General features: G+C 74.4%; 16 protein-coding genes. 7 read left to right on the forward strand and 9 right to left on the reverse strand.

Annotated elements, in window-relative coordinates:
- Positions 1–132: 132 nt before the first annotated feature.
- The 4 genes from GYH36_RS13765 to GYH36_RS13780 all read right to left on the reverse strand — a co-directional run bounded on the left by GYH36_RS13765 (position 133) and on the right by GYH36_RS13780 (position 5499).
- On the reverse strand, positions 133–3732 hold the full coding sequence (locus tag GYH36_RS13765; RefSeq protein ID WP_162290122.1) for a LamG-like jellyroll fold domain-containing protein: 3600 nt from the start codon (positions 3730–3732) through the stop codon (positions 133–135).
- A 174-nt stretch (positions 3733–3906) separates the two neighbouring features.
- Positions 3907–4389 carry a DUF192 domain-containing protein gene (locus GYH36_RS13770; RefSeq protein ID WP_162290123.1) on the reverse strand — a complete coding sequence of 161 codons (483 nt, stop codon included), beginning with the start codon at positions 4387–4389 and terminating at the stop codon, positions 3907–3909.
- Between the two features lie 4 nt (positions 4390–4393).
- Positions 4394–4750 carry a UBP-type zinc finger domain-containing protein gene (locus GYH36_RS13775; protein ID WP_115943469.1) on the reverse strand — a complete coding sequence of 119 codons (357 nt, stop codon included), beginning with the start codon at positions 4748–4750 and terminating at the stop codon, positions 4394–4396.
- A 50-nt stretch (positions 4751–4800) separates the two neighbouring features.
- Entirely contained in the window at positions 4801–5499 is a 699-nt protein-coding gene (locus GYH36_RS13780; RefSeq protein WP_312028639.1) for a hypothetical protein, read from the reverse strand.
- A gap of 198 nt (positions 5500–5697) precedes the next feature.
- Here GYH36_RS13780 and GYH36_RS13785 point away from each other — a divergent pair, with 198 nt between their 5' ends.
- Positions 5698–7158 carry a basic amino acid/polyamine antiporter gene (locus GYH36_RS13785; protein ID WP_162290124.1) on the forward strand — a complete coding sequence of 487 codons (1461 nt, stop codon included), beginning with the start codon at positions 5698–5700 and terminating at the stop codon, positions 7156–7158.
- A gap of 25 nt (positions 7159–7183) precedes the next feature.
- Positions 7184–8422 carry an arginine deiminase gene (locus GYH36_RS13790; RefSeq protein WP_024839984.1) on the forward strand — a complete coding sequence of 413 codons (1239 nt, stop codon included), beginning with the start codon at positions 7184–7186 and terminating at the stop codon, positions 8420–8422.
- A gap of 20 nt (positions 8423–8442) precedes the next feature.
- Here GYH36_RS13790 and GYH36_RS13795 read toward each other — a convergent pair whose 3' ends face one another.
- Positions 8443–8787 carry a VOC family protein gene (locus tag GYH36_RS13795; protein WP_225873186.1) on the reverse strand — a complete coding sequence of 115 codons (345 nt, stop codon included), beginning with the start codon at positions 8785–8787 and terminating at the stop codon, positions 8443–8445.
- A gap of 263 nt (positions 8788–9050) precedes the next feature.
- On the opposite strand from GYH36_RS13795, the gene GYH36_RS13800 reads away from it, so the two are divergent.
- From GYH36_RS13800 to GYH36_RS13820, 5 genes are all read left to right on the forward strand, one after another.
- Positions 9051–9194, forward strand: a complete 144-nt coding sequence (locus tag GYH36_RS13800; RefSeq protein WP_155098794.1) for a hypothetical protein — start codon at positions 9051–9053, stop codon at positions 9192–9194.
- A 95-nt stretch (positions 9195–9289) separates the two neighbouring features.
- Positions 9290–12256, forward strand: a complete 2967-nt coding sequence (locus GYH36_RS20090) for a helix-turn-helix transcriptional regulator (protein WP_162290125.1) — start codon at positions 9290–9292, stop codon at positions 12254–12256.
- A gap of 3 nt (positions 12257–12259) precedes the next feature.
- Positions 12260–13102 (forward strand): 2,3-bisphosphoglycerate-dependent phosphoglycerate mutase, encoded by an 843-nt coding sequence (locus tag GYH36_RS13810; RefSeq protein ID WP_024839987.1) that lies wholly within the window; start codon positions 12260–12262, stop codon positions 13100–13102.
- 167 nt (positions 13103–13269) lie between these two features.
- Entirely contained in the window at positions 13270–15432 is a 2163-nt protein-coding gene (locus tag GYH36_RS13815) for a SpoIIE family protein phosphatase (RefSeq protein WP_024839988.1), read from the forward strand.
- A 159-nt stretch (positions 15433–15591) separates the two neighbouring features.
- Positions 15592–16662, forward strand: a complete 1071-nt coding sequence (locus tag GYH36_RS13820) for a sigma-70 family RNA polymerase sigma factor (protein WP_024839989.1) — start codon at positions 15592–15594, stop codon at positions 16660–16662.
- Positions 16663–16694: 32 nt separating this feature from the next.
- On the opposite strand, the gene GYH36_RS13825 is transcribed toward GYH36_RS13820, so the two are convergent.
- The 4 genes from GYH36_RS13825 to GYH36_RS13840 form a co-directional block, all read right to left on the reverse strand.
- Entirely contained in the window at positions 16695–17177 is a 483-nt protein-coding gene (locus GYH36_RS13825) for a DUF1269 domain-containing protein (protein ID WP_024839990.1), read from the reverse strand.
- 17 nt (positions 17178–17194) lie between these two features.
- Positions 17195–17536 (reverse strand): SHOCT domain-containing protein, encoded by a 342-nt coding sequence (locus GYH36_RS13830; protein WP_155098796.1) that lies wholly within the window; start codon positions 17534–17536, stop codon positions 17195–17197.
- 69 nt (positions 17537–17605) lie between these two features.
- Positions 17606–18037 carry a DUF6325 family protein gene (locus tag GYH36_RS13835; protein WP_024839992.1) on the reverse strand — a complete coding sequence of 144 codons (432 nt, stop codon included), beginning with the start codon at positions 18035–18037 and terminating at the stop codon, positions 17606–17608.
- Positions 18038–18103: 66 nt separating this feature from the next.
- Positions 18104–18517, reverse strand: a complete 414-nt coding sequence (locus GYH36_RS13840) for a DUF7144 family membrane protein (RefSeq protein WP_024839993.1) — start codon at positions 18515–18517, stop codon at positions 18104–18106.
- Between the last annotated feature and the right edge of the window lie 77 nt (positions 18518–18594).

The raw sequence follows: 18594 nt of genomic DNA on the forward strand, positions 1-18594 counted from the left end.
TCTTCGTGCCCCGGCCGGTCCCCTCCCCCGGGGGCGGTGCGTCCCGGCGCCCCGCGGGGGGGGGGGGGGGGGGCCGGGGGGGGGGCCCCCCCCCCCCGGGGGGGGGCGGGGGGCGGCCCCGGTGCGGGTGCGTCAGCCGCAGGTGACCGCGTCGTAGGCCGCGGTGACCTCCGTGCCGACCTGCTCGCCGTCGACCGTCGCCGTGACGGTCGCCTCGCCCGCCTCCGCGGACGGGGCGCGGACCGCGAACGACTGGTACGCGTTGGCCCCCGGCGCGACGCCGGCGACCTCCTTGGTGCCGAACGGCGTCGCGAGCGTGACGTCCACGGGGACGTCCTCGCCGTTCGTCGCGCGCACGGCCACGTAGGCCTTGCCCGCGAGGCAGCGGGTGTCGGCGGTGACCGTCACGTCGAGCGCCGGCTCCTCGCCGTCGTCGCCCTCGTACACCTGGGTGACCTCCGCGTCGGACAGCGCGCGGTCGAACACGCGCACGTCGTCGATCGTGCCCGGCCAGTAGTCCGTGGGGTTGCCGCCCCACTGCCCGCGCCCGATCGTCAGCGGGCCGGACGGCGTGGTGCCGCCGCACACGTCGGACTGCCCGACGAGCTCGCCGTTGACGTAGAGCTTGAGCTTCTGGTCGGCCGCGTCGCGGACGCCCACCACGTGGTACCACTCGCCCAGCACCGGCTCCACGACGTACTCGGCGCGCGGCTCGTCCAGGTAGGAGAACGCCCACCGGCCGCCGCCGCCGTACTGGAGGTAGAACGCGCTGCCGCCCATGACGGAGTCCTGGCCGACGATCGTCGACCAGTTGCCCGGCAGCTCGTCGAGCTGGACCCACGCCGAGACCGTGTACGAGCCCGTCGTGTCGACGACGGGGCCCTCGGTCGCGAAGTGGTCGTTCTCGCCGTCGAGGTGGATCGCGGTGCCGGTGCCGTCGTGCCCGGTCACCCACTCCCCGGTGCCCGACGCCGCGTGGTCGCCCACGCTGTCGGCCGCCGTGGTGCCCTCGCCCTCGTCGAACAGCCACCGACCCGTGCCGGTCAGGCCGGGCGTGCCCGGGTCGACCGGCGCGGAGCCCTGCTTCGCGGCCGCGACGACGCGCTCGTTGACGTCCTTGACGCGCGCGGCGTCCATCTTCAGGACGCGGCGGTCGTACGTCCAGAAGCCGTTGAGCTCGTTCTCGACGTCGGAGATCTCGGTGTACACCGAGCCGGACAGGTAGCACTGCGCCGGCCGCACGAGGCGTTCCGTGTTCTCGACGTACGCGTTCGTCAGCGCCTCGCTGTCCGGGACGCCGCCGTACGGGTTGGCGGACACGCCCGGCCACATGTGGCCCGGGACGCTCATCGAGAAGCCGCCGTGCTCGCCGTCGATCGCGGCGCGCGTGGCGTCCGGCTTCGGCAGGGCCGGGCCGGTGTACTGGTGCCAGTCGATGATGTCGCCCGTCTTCGAGTCGCCCTTCGACGCGCAGCAGTTGTAGCCGGAGTGCGTGTTGAGGATGCGGCTCGGGTCGTAGGCGCTGATCGTGTTCCCGATCCGCGCCGTCTCCGCGAGGTCCCACTCGCCCCAGCCCTCGTTGAACGTGACCCATCCGACGATCGACGGCACCGAGCGGTGCTGGTCGATGATCGTCTTCATCTCCTGCTCCCAGAAGACGCGCGACAGCGGGTCGGTGTCACCGTTCGCGAACCAGCCGCTCGGGATGTCCTGCCAGACCATGAGGCCCAGCGTGTCGGCGTGGTAGTACCAGCGCGCCGGCTCGACCTTGATGTGCTTGCGCACGGTGTTGAACCCGAGGTCCTTGTGGGCCTGGAGGTCGAACGCGTACGCCTCGTCGGACGCCGGCGTGTAGATGCCGTCCGGCCAGTAGCCCTGGTCGAGCGTCGACATGAGGAAGGTCTTCTCGCCGTTGAGCAGGATGCGCTGCACGCCGTCGACCTCGGAGACCTCGATCGAGCGCATGCCCGCGTACGACGCGACCGTGTCGGTCGAGCCGCCGTCGGTCAGCGTGACGTCGACGTCGTAGAGGTACGGGTCGTCGGGCGACCACAGGTGCGCGTCCGGGATCTCGACCGCGAGGAGCTCGTTCGCCGCGCCGGTCGCCGTGCCGACCTCGTTCCCGTCCGCGTCCCGCACGACGGCGGTGACCTCGGCGGCGTCGGACGCGGAGGCCGACTGCGCGGTCACCGCGAGGACGCCCGCCTCGACGTCGGGCGTCGTGACGACGGCGTCGATCGCCGCCGCCGGGACCGGCTCCATCCACACCGTCTGCCAGATGCCCGACGTCGGGGTGTAGAAGATGCCGCCCGGGTTGAGCGTCTGCTTGCCGACGGCCTGGTTGCTGCCGTCCGTCGTGTCGACGACGCGCACCACGAGCTCCTGCTCGGTGCCCTCGACGAGCGCGTCGGTGACGTCGAACGAGAACGCGTCGTAGCCGCCGCGGTGGGTGCCGACCTCCTCACCGTTGACGTACACGGTCGCCACGTAGTCGACCGCGCCGAAGTTGAGGCGCAGCCGGTTGGCGCCGCCCACGGCCCAGTCCTGCGGCACCTCGAACGTGCGACGGTAGAACATGTCGTCCTCGCGCCGCTCGATGCCCGACAGCGCGGACTCGACCGCGTAGGGCACGACGATCTCCTCGTCGAGGTCGCGGCCGGTCGGCACGGCGTCGTCGGACTCCGCCGCCTCGAACTGCCAGACGCCGTTGAGGTTCTGCCACGCGTCGCGCGTGAGCTGCGGGCGCGGGTACTCCGGCAGCGGGTTCGTCGGGTCGAAGTCGTCGGCCCACGGGGTCTGGATGCGGAAGTCCGACCCGTTCGTCACCGGCAGGTTGAGCGAGCCGACCGCCTCGCCGCCCACGGCCAGGTCGCCCTCGCCGTCGTAGACGAGGCGCACGGTCGACGCGCGGTCGACGGGCTCGGCGAGCGTGACGCCGAGGACGTCGCCCTGCGCCGCGACCTGCGCGACGGGCCACGTGAGCTGGTCGACCTGCACCGTGAGGTGCTCGACGAGGCTCTCGTCGACGCCGCCCACGGCGCCGTCGAACGTCACGTTGAGGCTCGTGCCGTCGGTCTCGACCGTCGCCTGCGCGGGGAAGACGACAAAGTCGTCCGGGTAGGTGAACGCGTCGGTCGGCACGATCTCGCGCTCCTGCGACGGGCTCTGCCACCGCAGGCGCAGGTGCGACCCGCCGGTGTTCTGGAACATCTCCATGCGGAACGCGTACTCGCGGCCCGCCTCGAGCTCGACGGGCGCGGACGTCTGCTCGACGTCCCAGTCGTCGACCCAGTGGTCGATGACGACCTGGTCGTCGATCCACAGCCGGAAGCCGTTGTCGCCGATCGCGGAGAACGTGTACGCCTCGCTGTAGTCGGGCGTGATCTTGCCGGTCCAGCGCGCCGCCGTCCGCTCGCCGCGCCCCGTGAGGCTGGTGAACGTGGGGACCAGGTCGGGGAACTCAATCCGCTGGTCGGGGATGGTCGCCTTGAGGTCGGTGAGCGGCCAGGAGGGGCCGCCGGACAGGAAGTACTCGCCCTTGAGGCCGTTGTCGAGCGCGAGGTCCTGGGCCGCGACGTCCTGCGCGGCGCCCTCCTGCGTCGCGGTCGTCGCGGACGGGGACGCGGTCGCCCCGATCGCCGTCGCCACGGCCAGGGGGACCGTGAGCGCGGTCGCGAGCGCCGCCGCGACGATCCTCGCCGGTCTGCCCCGTGGTGGTGCTACCGCTGTCATGGACTGCATCCGTGCTTCCTCCTCGTCGAGTGAATCCAGGGACTGCTCGGACGCGGCGGCGAGCCGGGCACCTGCGCTCCGGCGGTCGCCCTCCTTGGCGCACCGCACGACGTCTCCCCAGAATCAAACAACTTCCACCAGAAAAAGACAACAGGTGACAGCACACAACACCGCTCACGCGGTCTCGCGCACCTCGATCTCGTCGCCCGGGTCGACATCGCGCAGCGCGCCCGCGGGCACCTCGAGCAGGGCGGTCGCCGGGGCGGGCGCGGTCCACCGCGGGCACGTCGTCTGGTCGTGCTCGGTGCACGGGACGAGCGTCACGACGCCGACCACGCGGTCGCCGTCGATCCACGCGACGTCGACCGGCACCTCCATGCCCGCCATCCACATCTGGTGCTCGGCGCGCTCGGGGAACGGGAAGAGCATGCCCGTCCCGGCCGGCACGTCCGTGCGCCCGGCGAGGCCCTCCTTCTGCTCCGCGACGCTCGTCGCGAGCTCCACGACGAACACCGCGTCGCCGACCTCGACCGTGGCCTCCGGCTCGGGCTCCGCGTCGCACGCACCCGGCGCGAGCGCGCCGCCGAGCACGCCGACCAGCACGGCGACGCGGGCGGCCGACGTGCGCCGAGCGCGTCCGGCGCCGCTCGCGGACATGCGGTCAGCGGTGGATGAGCGACGTCCAGTCGGCGGGCACGCGGTCCGCAGGGCCCGGCGACGTCTGCTCCGGCGGTCGCGAGAGCGGCGCGGCGAGGTGCGGGCCCTCCAGCACCTGCTCCGTCCCGTAGTCCCAGAACCAGTCCTCGCCAGGCTCGAACGACCGCATGACGCGGTGCCCGGTCGCGCGGTAGTGCGCGGTCGCGTGCTGGGCCGGCGACGTGTCGCAGCACGCCACGTGCCCGCACGTCGCGCAGCGGCGCAGGTGCACCCACCAGCCGCCCAGCTCGTCGCAGTCGGCGCAACCCGTGCCGCTCGGCGGCACGTCGACGTCGACGGCCGACGCGAGGGCGGCCGCCAGCACCGGGTCGTCGAGACCGTCGCCGTAGACGCTGGGCGCGCGCTCCGTCGTCACCGCGCCGCCCCGGCGGCACGGACGACGGGCGCCCACGCCTCGGGGTCGAGAGCCGGTGCGGGCTCGGCCGCGGCCCACGCGCGGCAGTCGTCGATCGTCGCGGAGAGCAGGGCCCGCAGGCGCTCGTCCGGGTCCGGCACGCACGCCTCGGCGATGCCCTGCACCGCCGCGGAGATGATGCTCGGCGCGGCGTCGCGCACGAACCGGTTCGGCCGCAGCCTCGCGCCCTCGCAGAACCGCTGCGCCCAGCGCGCGGTGCGCGGGCAGCTCGCGAGCGCGTCGGCCGACTCGGCGCTCAGCGTCCCCGCGGGGCGGTCGTCGAGCGCGTCGAGCATCTTCTCGGCGCCGATGATCGCGACGGCGAGCGTCTGCTGGCGGTCCGCCGGGGCGATCGGCAGCGCCGTCACCGCGGCGCGCAGCGCGATGCGCACGTCCCAGTGCGGGTCGTCGCTCGTCAGCCCGATCACGGACGGGATGAGCGGCGCGAGCTTAGGACGCTCCGGGTCGACCGTGAGGTCGTTCACGGCGCGCGCGAGCATCGCGAGCAGCGGGTGCGTGCACCGCGGATGGTCGCTCCACCGCTCCCCCGCGAGATAGGACGCGAGCTCCATGAAGCACGCGCCCTTCTTCGGGTTCCGGTGCTTGCCACGGCCCAGCATCGGCAGCATGTCGTAGGTGTCGGTCACGAGGGTCACCCCCACAGCGGGTCCGGTACTCCGTCCAGTCTGCGCCGGGCCACGGTCGTTGGCAACGGGAGGAGTGACCTGGGTCACGCCACGCGTCCGCGACCGCTTCCTCCTGCGCTCCGCGCCCGCGTGTGATAGGCGTGGTCCAGCACGGCGTCGGGCAGCGCGAGGCACCCAGCCGACCGCGCGACGCCTTCTGGGGGCACGATGAGCGGCACCGCAGAAGAAGCACGCGTCACCAAGCTCGCCCTGCCGGCGCTGACCGCGATGGTCGTCGGCTCCATGGTCGGCGCGGGCGTGTTCCAGCTCCCCGCGCGCTTCGCCGCGCAGACCGGCGTCTGGGGCGCGACCATCGCGTGGACGGTCGCGGGCCTGGGCATGCTCACGCTCGCGTTCGTCTTCCAGACCCTCGCCGTCCGCAAGCCCGAGCTCGACAACGGCGTCTACGTCTACGCGCGAGCGGGCTTCGGCGTCTACCCCGGCTTCCTCTCCGCGGTCGGCTTCTGGGCGTCGGCGTGCGCGGGCAACGCCTTCTACTGGGTGCTCATCATGACCACCCTGTCCCAGCTCTTCCCGGAGCTGGAGCCCACGCTCGGGCAGGGCGACACGTGGCCCGCCTTCGCGATCTCGGCCGTCGCCGTGTGGGGGTTCTTCCTCCTCATCCGCCGCGGGGTCAAGGAGGCGGCGGCGATCAACGCGGTCGTCACGGTCGCCAAGCTCGTGCCGCTAGCGCTGTTCCTCGTGCTCGCGATCTTCTTCCTCGACGCCGACGTGTTCGTCGGCAACCTCACCGGCGGGTACGACGTCGCGGGCGGCGAGCCGCTGTTCCTCCAGGTCCAGGGCACCATGCTCGTCACGGTGTTCGTGTTCCTCGGCATCGAGGGCGCGAGCGTCTACTCGCGCTACGCGAAGCGGCGCAAGGACGTCGGGCGCGCGACCGTGCTCGGGTTCCTCTCGGTGCTCGCCCTGTTCGCGAGCATCTCGATCCTGTCCTACGGCATCCTCCCGCAGTCCGAGATCGCCGGCCTCAACCAGCCGTCCGTGGGCGGCGTGCTCGAGGCGGCGGTCGGGCCGTGGGGCGGCACGCTCATCCGCGTCGGGCTCATCGTGTCCGTGCTCGGCGCGTACCTCGCGTGGCAGCTCCTCGCCGCCGACGTCGTGTTCGCCGCCGCGAGCGACAAGGACCTGCCGAGCGCCCTCGGTCGCACGAACGACCGCGGGGTCCCGGAGAACGCGGTCCTGTGGACGTCGATCATGGTCACCGTCATCCTCTTCGCGGTGCAGTTCGTCGACGACGCGCTCGACTTCACGCTCGACCTCACCGCGGCCCTCGCCCTCGCGCCGTTCGCGCTCGCGAGCGCCTACGCGCTGAAGATCGCGCTGCGGCGCGACGGCTACGACGACGTCGCGCCGCGGGTCCGCCACCGCGAGCTCGTCGTCGCGGTGATCTCGACGGTGTACACGCTGTTCCTCCTGTGGGCGGCCGGCTACGTGTTCTGGTTCCTCGCGTGCCTGCTGCTCGCTCCCGCCACGCTGCTGTACGTCGCCGCCCGCCGCGAGCAGCGCGCGCGCCTGTTCACCGCGCCGGGGCTCGCGACGTTCGTCGGGGTCGCCGTCTTCGCGGTCGTCGGAGCCGTGCTCCTCGCGACGGGCGCGGTCCAGATCTGAGCCACCCATCCCGGAGGAGACATCCATGTCGCAGGTGACGTACGGCGTCCACTCGGAGGTCGGCACGCTCCGCAAGGTGCTCGTGTGCCGGCCGGGGCTGGGGCACGAGCGCCTGACCCCGAGCAACAACGACGCGCTGCTGTTCGACGACGTCCTGTGGGTGCAGAACGCCAAGCGGGACCACCAGGACTTCGTGCTCAAGCTGCGCGACCGCGGGGTCGAGGTCGTGGAGCTCCACGACCTGCTCGTCGAGACCCTCCGGGTGCCGGGCGCCAAGGAGTGGCTGCTCGACCGCAAGATCGTCGCGAACGAGGTCGGTCTCGGCCTGCTCGACGACACGCGCGCGTTCCTCGAGTCCCTCGACGACGCGACCCTCACCGAGCACCTCGTGGGCGGGCTGTCGACGCGCGACCTGCCCGCCGACTTCCGCTCCGGGTACCTCGCGCTCGCGCGCGAGTCCCTGGGCGTCAACGAGTACCTCATGCCCCCGCTGCCCAACACGATCTACACGCGCGACACGACGTGCTGGATCTACGGCGGCGTGACCCTCAACCCGCTGTTCTGGCCCGCACGGCACGACGAGACGCTGCTGATGAAGGCGGTCTACGAGTTCCACCCGGACTTCACGGGCAGCACCGTGTGGTGGGGCGACCCGGAGCGCTCGTGGGGGCAGGCGACGCTCGAGGGCGGCGACGTCATGCCGATCGGCAACGGCGCCGTGCTCGTCGGCATGAGCGAGCGCACGTCGCGCCAGGCGATCACGCAGCTCGCGGCGCGGCTGTTCGAGGAGGGGGCGGCCACGCGCGTCGTGGTCGCCGGGATGCCGAAGCTCCGGGCGGCCATGCACCTCGACACGGTGTTCACGTTCGCCGACCGCGACCTCGTGACGCTCTACCCGGACATCGTCGACGGCATCCACACGTTCTCGCTGCGCCCCGCGGACGACGGCGGCGTCGAGGTCACCGAGGAGTCGGCCCCGTTCGTGGACGTCGTCGCCGACGCCCTCGGGCTGCCGCGGCTGCGCACCGTCGAGCCCGGCGGGGGCTGGTACGCCGGCGAGCGGCAGCAGTGGGACAGCGGCAACAACGTGGTGGCCGTCGAGCCGGGCGTCGTGTTCGCCTACGACCGCAACACCCACACCAACACGCTGCTGCGCAAGGCCGGCGTCGAGGTCGTGACGATCGTCGGCGCCGAGCTCGGGCGCGGGCGCGGCGGCGGCCACTGCATGACGTGCCCGATCGCGCGCGACCCCGTCGAGCTCTGACCGCGTGACGAGCGCGGGGCTCAGTCGCGGCGGGCCGAGAGGCAGAACTCGTTGCCCTCGGGGTCGGTGAACGTCGACCACGCGTAGTGGTCGACGACGTACCGGCCGACGAGCGTCGCGCCCGCCGCCTGGAGACGCACGGACTCCGCTTCGTAGTCGTCCGTCACGAGGTCGAGGTGCGCGCGGTTCTTGCCCGGCGTGGGGTCCGCGACGTACCGGAACCCGATCCGCACGCCCGAGGCGTCGTCGATCATCGCGAACGACGTCGTCGCGCCCGGCCGGACCCTGCTCCCGGTCTGCTCCGCCCACCACGCGGACAGCACGGCCACGTCCGTCGTGTCGATGGTGACCACGTCGACCGACATCGTCACGCCGGTACCTCCTCCTCGGTGCGGACCCGCTCCCGTCGCGGGCCTCCTCGGGCCCAGGACCGTAGCCGGACCGTCCGACACGACCGCGGGTGCCTCAGGCGTGGGCACCCACCTCAGACGCCTCATGCCGACAACGGGCTCCCGCCTAAGGCACCCGCCCGCCAACCGTGCGCGGTCGACCGATGCGGGGCGCGCCGGCTCAGGACGAACGTGAGTCTCGGACAGGCAGGGTGCCTGCAGGAACGGGGGACACCACCATGAGCGCTCAGCTCGATCCGACCTTCGAGGCGGATCTCACCTACCGCGCGCAGCGCCTGCGCGAGGACTTCCGGCACGACGAGCCCACGCTGCTGCACTGGTGGCGCGGGCGCCGCCAGCGCCACGACCGCGCAGCACGATGACCGCGCCGCCCGACGCCGTCGACGAGACCCTCGTCGACGGCGTCGTCGCGTCCGGGCGTCTATCCGGTGGTCACGTGTCGGTCCCCGCTGCGAGGATGGGGGGCGTGCCCCGACCCTCCTCGCGCGCGCCCTTCGTGGCTCGCGCCGCCGAGCTCGACGTGCTCGCGGCGGCGGTCGAGCGCGCGCGCCGCGGCGAGCCGGGCGTCGTGCTCGTGGGCGCCGACGCGGGCGTCGGCAAGACCCGGCTCCTCACCCGGGCGGCGGAGCTCGCCGCCGAGGCGGGTGCGACCGTCGTGTGGAGCCACTGCGTCGACCTCGGCGAGGTCGGCCTCCCCTACCTCCCGTTCTCCGAGGCGCTCACGACGCTGCGCGCCCAGCACCCTGCCGTCGACGAGACGGTCGCGGCACGTCCTGCCCTCGCGCGCCTGCTCGACGCGGGCGCCCCCGCGGACGACGAGCAGAGCCAGGGCGAGCGGCTCCAGCTCTTCGAGAGCGTCGCCGCGGCGCTCGCCGCGTCCGGCACCCCCGAGTCCCCGCTCGTCCTCGTCGTCGAGGACCTGCACTGGGCGGACCCGTCGAGCCGCGACGTGCTGCGCTTCGTCGTCGCGCGCCTGCGTGCCGAGCACGTGCTCGTCGTCGCGAGCTACCGCGCGGACGACCTGCACCGCCGTCACCCGCTGCGGCCCGTGCTCGCCGAGCTGCTGCGCCACCCGCGCGTCGAGCACGTGCAGCTCGCGCCGTTCACCGAGGCCGAGCTGCGCGAGTTCACCACCGCGCTCGCGGGCGCGCCGCTGCCGAGGGACGCGTTCGAGTCCGTCCGGACGCGCTCGGAGGGCAACGCGTACTTCGCCGAGGAGCTCGTCGAGTCCGGCCTCGGCGACGAGCTGCCCTGGTCGCTCGCGGACGTCCTGCGCGCGCGCCTCGAGGTGCTCGACCCCGCGGTGCAGCACCTCGTGCGCGTCGCGTCCGTGTCCGGTCGGCAGGTGAGCGAGCCGCTCCTGCGCGCCGCGCTCGCGCACGACGCCGCGGCGGCCGGGGCCTCGCCCGCCGACGTGGGCGGGCCGTCCGGGCGGTCGTTCGACGCGGCGCTGCGCGAGGCGATCGCGCACCACGTCCTCGCCGTCGAGGGCGACGGCGCGCGCGACGTCGTCGTGTTCCGGCACGCGCTGCTCGCCGAGGCAGTCGCGTCCGACCTGCTGCCGGGCGAGCGCGTCGGCGTGCACCGCGCGTACCTCGAGGCGCTCACCGCCGACCCGGCGCTCGGCTCCCCCGCGCTGCGCGCGCACCACGCGCTCGCGGCCCACGACCTCCCGGCCGCGCTCACGGCGTCGCGCGCCGCCGCCCGCAAGGCCGCGCGCGTGCTCGCGCCCGCGGAGGAGCTGCGCCACCTCGAGCAGGTCCTCGCGCTGTGGCAGGCCGTGCCCGACGCCGAGACCCTGCTCGGCGAGGACCGCGTCACCGTCGCGCTCGCCGCGGCCGGGGCGGCGAGCCGCGCGGGCGAGCCGGACCGCGCCGTCGCGCTCGCGCGCCGCGTCGTCGAGGGCACCGCGGACGACCCGCTGCGCCAGGCGTCGCTGCGCCACGTGCTGTCCCGCTACCTGCTCGGCACGGAGGAGGTCGAGGAGACCCTCGCGCACACCGAGGCCGCGCTCGCCGTCCTGCCGGTCGAGCCGCCGTCGCTGGACCGCGCGTGGACCCTCGCGATGCGGGCGCGCGCCGCGATGAACGCGGACCTCGACGAGCTCGCCGCCGAGGTCGCGACCGAGGCGATCGACGTCGCGCACCGCCTCGACGCCCCGGACGTCGAGGCCGACGTGCTGACGACGATGGCGATCCTCGAGGTCGCCGACGACGACCGCGCCGCCGTCCTGCTCGCCCAGGCGCGCGAGCGCGCCGTCGAGGCGGGCGACATCCTCACCGAGCTGCGCTGCTGGTACAACATCGCGGCCAACCGGTACTACGCCGGTCGCATCGACGAGGCGCTCCAGGTCACGTACGACGGCCTCGACCGGGCGCGGGCGACGGGGCTCGGGTGGAGCGCGTACGGCGTCGAGCTGCGCCTCTTCCGCGACCTCGTGCGCTACGTGCTCGGCGACCTCACTCCCACGGACACCACGGGCGAGACCATGCCGGAGGGGTCCGCACCGCAGCTGTCGTGCGTGCAGCTCTACGCGGCCGTCGCACGCGGCGACGCCGACGCGCTCGCGCGCGGCACGGCCCTGCGCCGCGACTGGTTCCGGGACGGGCAGATCGCGCTCATCTCGGGCGGGTGCTCGATCGACGCGCTGACGTGGTCCGGCCGGCACGAGGAGGCCGTCGCGCTCGCCGTCGAGCTCGTGGACCACCTGGGCCGCACGTGGAGCGACTACTTCCTCGGCCGCATCTGGATCTCCGCGCTCGCGCTGGCCGCGCTCGCCGACGCCGCGGACGCGGCCCGCCTGCAGGGTGCCTCGGGGTCGGCCGCGGTCGCCGAGCTCGTCGCGCGCGGCGCCGAGCTGCTCGACGCCGCCCGCACGACCGCGGAGCGCGGCCGCCCGCGCGGCGGCCGGCTCGGGCCCGAGGGGCGCGCGTGGCTCGCGCGCGCCGCCGCCGAGCACTCGCGGCTCACCGGCGACGGCGACCCGGCCCTGTGGGAGGAGACGACGCGTCTCTTCGACTACGGCTACCGCTACGAGGTCGCGCGCTCGCGCTTCCGGTGGGCCCAGGCGCTGCTCGGCGCGGGCGACCGCAACGCGGCCGAGATCGAGGCGGGCCAGGCGCTCGAGGAGGCCGAGGCCATGGGCGCGGCGCCGCTCGCCGAGGCCGTGCGCGCGCTCGGTCGGCGCGGGCGCCTCGACCTGCCGGGCGTCCGGCGGTCCACGACGGCGGTCCTCACCGAGCGCGAGGAGGAGGTCCTGCTGCTCGTGGCCCAGGGCCTGACCAACCGCCAGATCGGCGAGCGCCTGTTCATCTCCGCGAAGACCGTGAGCGTGCACGTGTCGAACGTCCTCGCCAAGCTCGGCGCGTCCGGGCGCGCCGAGGCCGTGTCGCTCGCGCACCAGCGCGGGCTCCTCGAGGTCTGACGCGTGGCGCCGTCGGAGCCCTCGCCGGGCGCGCCCCGGGGACCCTCCGGCGGTCGGGACGGCGGGCCGGGCGCGCTCGTGCTCGTCCGGCACGGGCAGAGCACGTTCAACGCGGACGACCGCTTCACCGGCCTGCTCGACGTCCCGCTCTCGGACGTTGGGGTCGCCGAGGCCGGCCGCGCCGCACGGCTCCTCGCCGACGCGGTCGCGCGCGAGCCGGCCCTCGCGCCCCGGCGCGTCGTGACGTCCCCGCTCGTGCGCGCGTCGACGACGGCCGCGATCGTCGCCGACGCGCTGCCCGGACCGCCGCCGCTCGCGGTCGAGTGGCGCCTCGTCGAGCGGCACTACGGCGCGTTCACCGACAAGCCGCGCGACGTCGTCCGCCGCGACTACGGCGAGGCCGCGTACTGGCGCTACCGCCGCTCGTACCTGCACCGGCCGCCGCCGCTCGCCGACGACGACCCCGCACGCGCGCTGGTCGACGACACCCTCCTGCGCCTGCCCGACGACGCGCGCGCCGCGCTGCGCCCGGACGCCGAGTCGCTCGCGGACGTCGTCGAGCGCCTGCGTCCCTTCTGGGCGGCCACCCGTGCGCGGGTCGCGCACGGCGAGGCGGTGCTCGTCGTCGGGCACGGCAACTCGCTGCGCGCGCTGTCCGTGCTCGTCGACGACCTCACGCCCGAGGAGGTCCAGGACCTCGACGTGCCGACCGGGCACCCGCTCGTCCACCGCTTCACGGCGGGGCCTGGCGGCACGCTCGTCCCCGCGGTCCGCGGTGGCACCTACCTCGACGCGCACGGCGCCGAGCACGCGCTCGGCGACCTCAGGTCGCGCGGCGGCGCCTGACCGGACCCGCGCCGCCTGCGGCGGACCCGCGGTCGTGGTCTCGTCTCACGAGCAGTGGCACGCACGTCCCCCGCCCGACGTTCCGTCCGTCCCGATTTCACCCGCCGGGGTACCCGGAAGGGGCCGCTTGCACTGTTTGACCGGCCTCGTCCTGGTGATACTGGATCATGACCGACGCCCAGGCGATGAGCGAGCTCGCGCAGGCGGGCCTCGCCGAGGCGACGGCCGACGAGTCGTTCGACCGCTTCGCCCGGCTCGTGCGCCGCCAGCTCGGGGTGTCGTCGGCGCTGGTCACGCTCGTCCTCGACGAGGAGGCAGTGCTCCCCGGCGCCCAGGGCCTCCCCGAGCCGTACCAGTCGGAGCGCCGCACGCCCCTCACCCACACGTTCTGCCAGTTCGTGACGAGCGACGCGCGCCCGCTCGTCGTGGCGGACGCCCGCGCGGAGCCGCACCTCGCGTCCCTGCGCGCGGTCGACGACGTGGGCGTCGTCTCCTACGCCGGGTTCCCGATCTTCGACCCGCACGGTCACGCCGTCGGCTCCCTGTGCGCGTTCGACGGCGAGCCCCGCCCGTGGTCGGACGAGGACCTCGCGACGCTCGCCGACCTGGCCGCCGCGTGCACGTCGGAGCTCCGGCTCCGCCTCGCCCGCGCTCGGGCCCGCCGCATGCAGCGCGTCGCGCTCGCGGCCAACCGCCGGTCGCGCCTCCTGCTGGAGCTCTCGGAGTCGTTCGCCGCCGCGACGTCGGTGCGCGACGTCGCCGAGCGGCTCGCGGCCGTGGGTGCCGTGATCGGCGCGCGGTACGCCGGGCTCGCCACGCTCGACGCGAGCGGCACCCGGCTCGAGTACACGACGCTCGACCACCTCGAGCCCGGCATCCCCGCGTCCTTCCGCCGCATGCGCCTGGACGCCGACCGCGCGAGCGCCATCGCGGCGCGGACCCGCGAGCCCCTGTTCTTCCGCGACCACGCGCAGTACGCGGAGCGCCTGCCCGACGCCGCCGCGCTCATCGTGAACCACGAGGTCCAGGCCCGCTCGTTCCTCCCGGTGCTCGCGGAGGACCGGCTCGTCGGCGTCGTCGCGCTCGCGTGGGACACGGCGCGCGAGTTCGACGAGGACGCCGTGAAGACGGAGACGGCCATCGCGTCGTACGTCGCGCACGCGCTCGACCGCGTCCGGCTCCTGGAGGAGCGGCACCGGGTCGCGGCGACGCTCCAGGCCGCGATGCTCACGGAGCTCCCCTCGGTCCGCACCGCCGAGCTCGCCGCGACGTACGCGTCCGCGACGCGTACGGACCAGGTCGGTGGCGACTGGTACGACGCGGTCGTGCTCGACGACGACGCGTGCGTCCTCATGATCGGCGACGTCACCGGCCACGACATGGGCGCGGCCGCGCAGATGGGCCAGCTCCGCTCGATGCTGCGGACGTTCGCGTGGTGCCAGGACGAGCCGCCCGCCGTCCTGCTGCGTCTCCTCGACCGCGCCAACCGGGGGCTCGCGCTGCACTCGACCGCGACGGCCGTCGTCGTGCGGCTGGACCGCACGCCGCGCGGGTTCGACGTCACGTGGTCGAACGCGGGTCACCCGTCGCCGCTCGTCCTGCGCGCGGACGGCACCATCGACACGCTCGACGCGCCGCCCGACCTCATGCTCGGCGTGCTCCCGAGCACGCCGCGCCACGACCACCGCGCGCGCCTCGCGCACGGCGACACGCTGCTCCTGTACACCGACGGGCTCGTCGAGCGCCGGGGCAGCCCGTACGCGGACCGGCTCGCCGGGCTCCGCGAGGCGCTGGCCGAGCTGTCGAGCACGGCGACGTCCGCGCTCCCCGACGCGCTCGTGCGCCGGCTCGTGTCGGGCCAGCGCGACGACGTGGCCGTCCTCGCGCTGCGCGTGCGCCACACGGCCCCGCGGCCGCCGGGTCCTGGGCGCCCGGCCGTCCTCGCCCGCGCGGTCGAGCACGCGTCGACGGCGATCGGCCCCTCACGGCGGTGGGTCGACGACCTCCTCGAGAGCTGCGACGTCGCGCCGGCCGTGCGCCGCATCGCGATGCTGCTCACGAGCGAGGTGCTGACGAACGCGGTGCAGCACGGCACCGCACCCGTCGAGGTGCAGGTCGAGGTCGCGCACCGCCTCCTGCGCGTCGGCGTGCGCGACGGCTCGACGGCGCTCCCCGTGCTGCGGTCCCCGCGGCCGCACGAGACCGGGGGTCGGGGCGTGCAGTTCCTGGAGCGCTGCGCCGCGCGCTGGGGCGTCGACCTGGACGCCGACGGCGAGGACCCGCAGGGCTTCCGCAAGACCGTGTGGTTCGAGCTCGACCTCGCCGACTGAGCGCGCCTCCCGGCCCGCGCGCCCGGCCTCGCGCGGCCGCCCCTGTGCTGTGTCGGAGGCCGGAGGTAGCGTGTGTGAGGTGGGCCACTCCCCCTGGGCCCGTGCGATCCCGTGACCCCTCGCGAACGTCGACACCATCGAGTCCTGAGAGGCAGCACCATGACCGACCTCGCCAGCCCCCCGAGCGTGCGCGCGGACGCCACCGCGACCGGCCCCGCTCCCCTGCCCGACCGCGCCGACCTCGACGCGGTCCTCGACGGCTTCCGTCGCGAGATCACGGGCTACTGCTACCGGATGCTCGGCTCCGCGTTCGAGGCGGACGACGCCACGCAGGAGACGTTCCTGCGCGCGTGGCGCTCGTACGACCGCTTCGAGGGCCGGTCGTCGCTGCGGTCGTGGCTGTACCGCATCGCGACGAACGTGTGCTTCGACGCGCTCGGCGCGCGCAAGCGGCGTGAGCGGCCGATGGGGCTGGGCGGTCCGCAGGCGCCGGAGGCCGAGAACCTGGGCCAGGTGCTGCCCGAGGAGACGTGGGTCGAGCCCGTCCCGGACGACCGGGTGCTGCCGCACGACGGCGACCCGGCGCAGGTCGCCGTGGGCCGCGAGAGCATCCGCCTCGCGTTCGTCGCCGCGCTGCAGTTCCTGCCGCCCCGCCAGCGCGCGGTGCTCCTGCTGCGCGAGGTGCTGCGCTGGCAGGCGAGCGAGGTCGCGGAGCTCCTCGACACGTCGGTCGCGTCGGTGAACAGCGCGCTCCAGCGGGCGCGCGCCACCCTCGCGGCGCGCGCGCACTGGGACAGCTCGGGCCTCGGGTCCGACGCCGAGCCCGCGCCGGTCGCGTCGAACGAGGGCCTCGGCGACGAGGAGAAGGCGCTGCTCGAGCGCTACCTCGACGCGTTCGAGCGGTACGACATGGATGCGCTCGTCGCGATCCTCCACGAGGACGCCACGCTGTCCATGCCGCCGTACCCGCTGTGGATGCGCGGGACGGACGACATCGTCGCGTGGATGACGGGACCGGGCCACGAGTGCGCGGGCTCGCGCATGATCCCCGTCGCGGTCAACGGCACGTTCGGGTTCGGTCAGTACCGCCCCGCCGCCGGCGGCGGGCACGAGCCGTGGGCGCTGCAGGTGATCGAGACCGAGGACGGCCGTGTCACGGCGATCAACGCCTTCCTCGACACGGCGTCCTGGTTCCCGCTCTTCGGGCTCCCCCCGCGCCTCGACGACTGAGCCTCCGGGGGCCGCGGCACCCGGAGGTCTCGTCAGCCGAAGGTCTCGAGGAGCGCGCTGCGCTCGGCCTCGGTGAGGTTGGTCGCGACGAGGGTCCCGTGCACGCCGTGGAACCGCTCGCCCACGCGGTCGAGGTCGCCGTCCTCCGTGACGACGAACAGCGCGGACGTGCCCGGCGTGACGCCCTCGCGGATCCGGTCGAGCTGGTCCTTGTCGATCCCGACGGCGGCCATCGCCTTGCTCGACGCGCCGATCGCGGCGCCGGCGGCGGCCCCGAGCACGGGCGCGAAGAACAGCGACCCGAGCAGCAGGCCCCAGAACGCGCCCCAGCCGGTGCCGCGCCACTCGTCCTGGTGCCCGTGGCGCGTCGTCGGCTTGGCCGCACCCTCGGGCCACGACACGACCGCGGTGTCGATGATCCGCACCGCGTGCTCCGACGCGGCGTCGTGCAGGATCCGGGACGCGGTGTCCGCGCCCTCGGGCGAGTCGAACCTCCAGACGGTGAACGTGGCCATCGCGCTCTCCTCCCCGCTCAGCCGAGCAGCTTGGCCTTGGCGGCCGCGAACTCGGCGTCGGTGAGCACGCCGGAGGCGTGGAGCTGGCCGAGGCGCTCGAGCTGGCCGAGCAGGTCCTCCTGGGCGGCGGGCGCGGCCGGTGCCGCGGCCGCCTGCTGGGCGGCGGCCTGCTGGGCGGCCGCCTCGATGCGTGCCTGCTCCTGCGCGGCCTGCGCCTGCTGGGCGTCCCACGACTGCTGCGCCTTGGCGTTCTGCCGGCGCGAGACCGCCCCGGCGGTCGCCTGGGCGGTCCCGGCGATCACCGCGGTACGGGCTGCGGTGCCGATGAGGCCCGGGCGCCCGATGCGACGGATGGGCATGGTTCCTCCTGAGGGTCTGGTCGGCGCCCGCGGTCGTGCGGGGCACCGGTGCTGGTGTGCGACGGGCCGTCAGCCCTCGGCGAGGGCGAGGTCCGCGACCTCGTTGACGACCTCGGCCGGGATGCGCTCGCTGAGCACGACGATCCCGTCGGCCGCGCGCGTCGCGGCCACCACGCCGCGCGCCCACGTGTGCTCGACGACGAGCACGAGCGCCGTCGTCCCGGGTGCGAGCACCCCGGCGACGTGCTCGAGGTCCTCCTGCCCCGCCAGGCCGGCGCCCGGGAGCTCGACGTCGGTCAGCTCCACGACGTCGCCGAGGTCGGACACCTCGAGGATCTCGACGTCCCCGGACTCGGACTGCCGCACGACGACGAGGTCGAGCAGCGTGACCGTGCCCTCGACCAGGACGTCGAGGACGGCGGCGCGCACGTCGACGGGGACCCGGTCGGACGGGAAGGCGACCGCGACGATCTCGACGGGGCCGAACGTGGATCCTGCCATGCGCTGCTCCTGTCTGCCGGCGGGCCGGGCCCTGGTCGGGCCCGGGTGCCCTCGGTGCTGCGGGCGTCAGACCTCGCGGGCCGCGCGCTCGGCCTCGTCGCCGTGCACGACGAGCGCCCAGAGGACGAAGACGTCGAGCACGATCGTGACGAGCGACCACCACGGCGTGACCTGGAGCGTCGTGAACTGGGCGATCGCGTTGAGGACGACGAGGACGATCGCGACCATCCGCGCCCATCCCTTGCCCGCGAGGAGCGCGAAGCCCGTGAGCACGAGCAGGACGCCGATGAGGAGGTGGATCCAGCCCCAGGTCGAGACGTCGAGGACGACGATCCCCGCGTCGCTCACGCCCACGAGGCTCTTCGGGGAGAAGACCGCGACGAGCCCGCTGATCGCGTTGAAGAACCCGATGGTGACGAGGACGATCCCCGCGAACCAGACCCAGCCGACCCATGCCGTGACCTGCGACGAGCGTGCCATGCGAGTCCTCCTGAGAAACCGTCGGCGACGACCGGACGAGGGTGCGCGTCGATCGTGGCACCGGCGGCACGGTTCGG

The organism is Cellulosimicrobium composti (genome assembly GCF_010287905.1).
GTDB classification, from domain to species: Bacteria; Actinomycetota; Actinomycetes; order Actinomycetales; family Cellulomonadaceae; genus Cellulosimicrobium; species Cellulosimicrobium composti.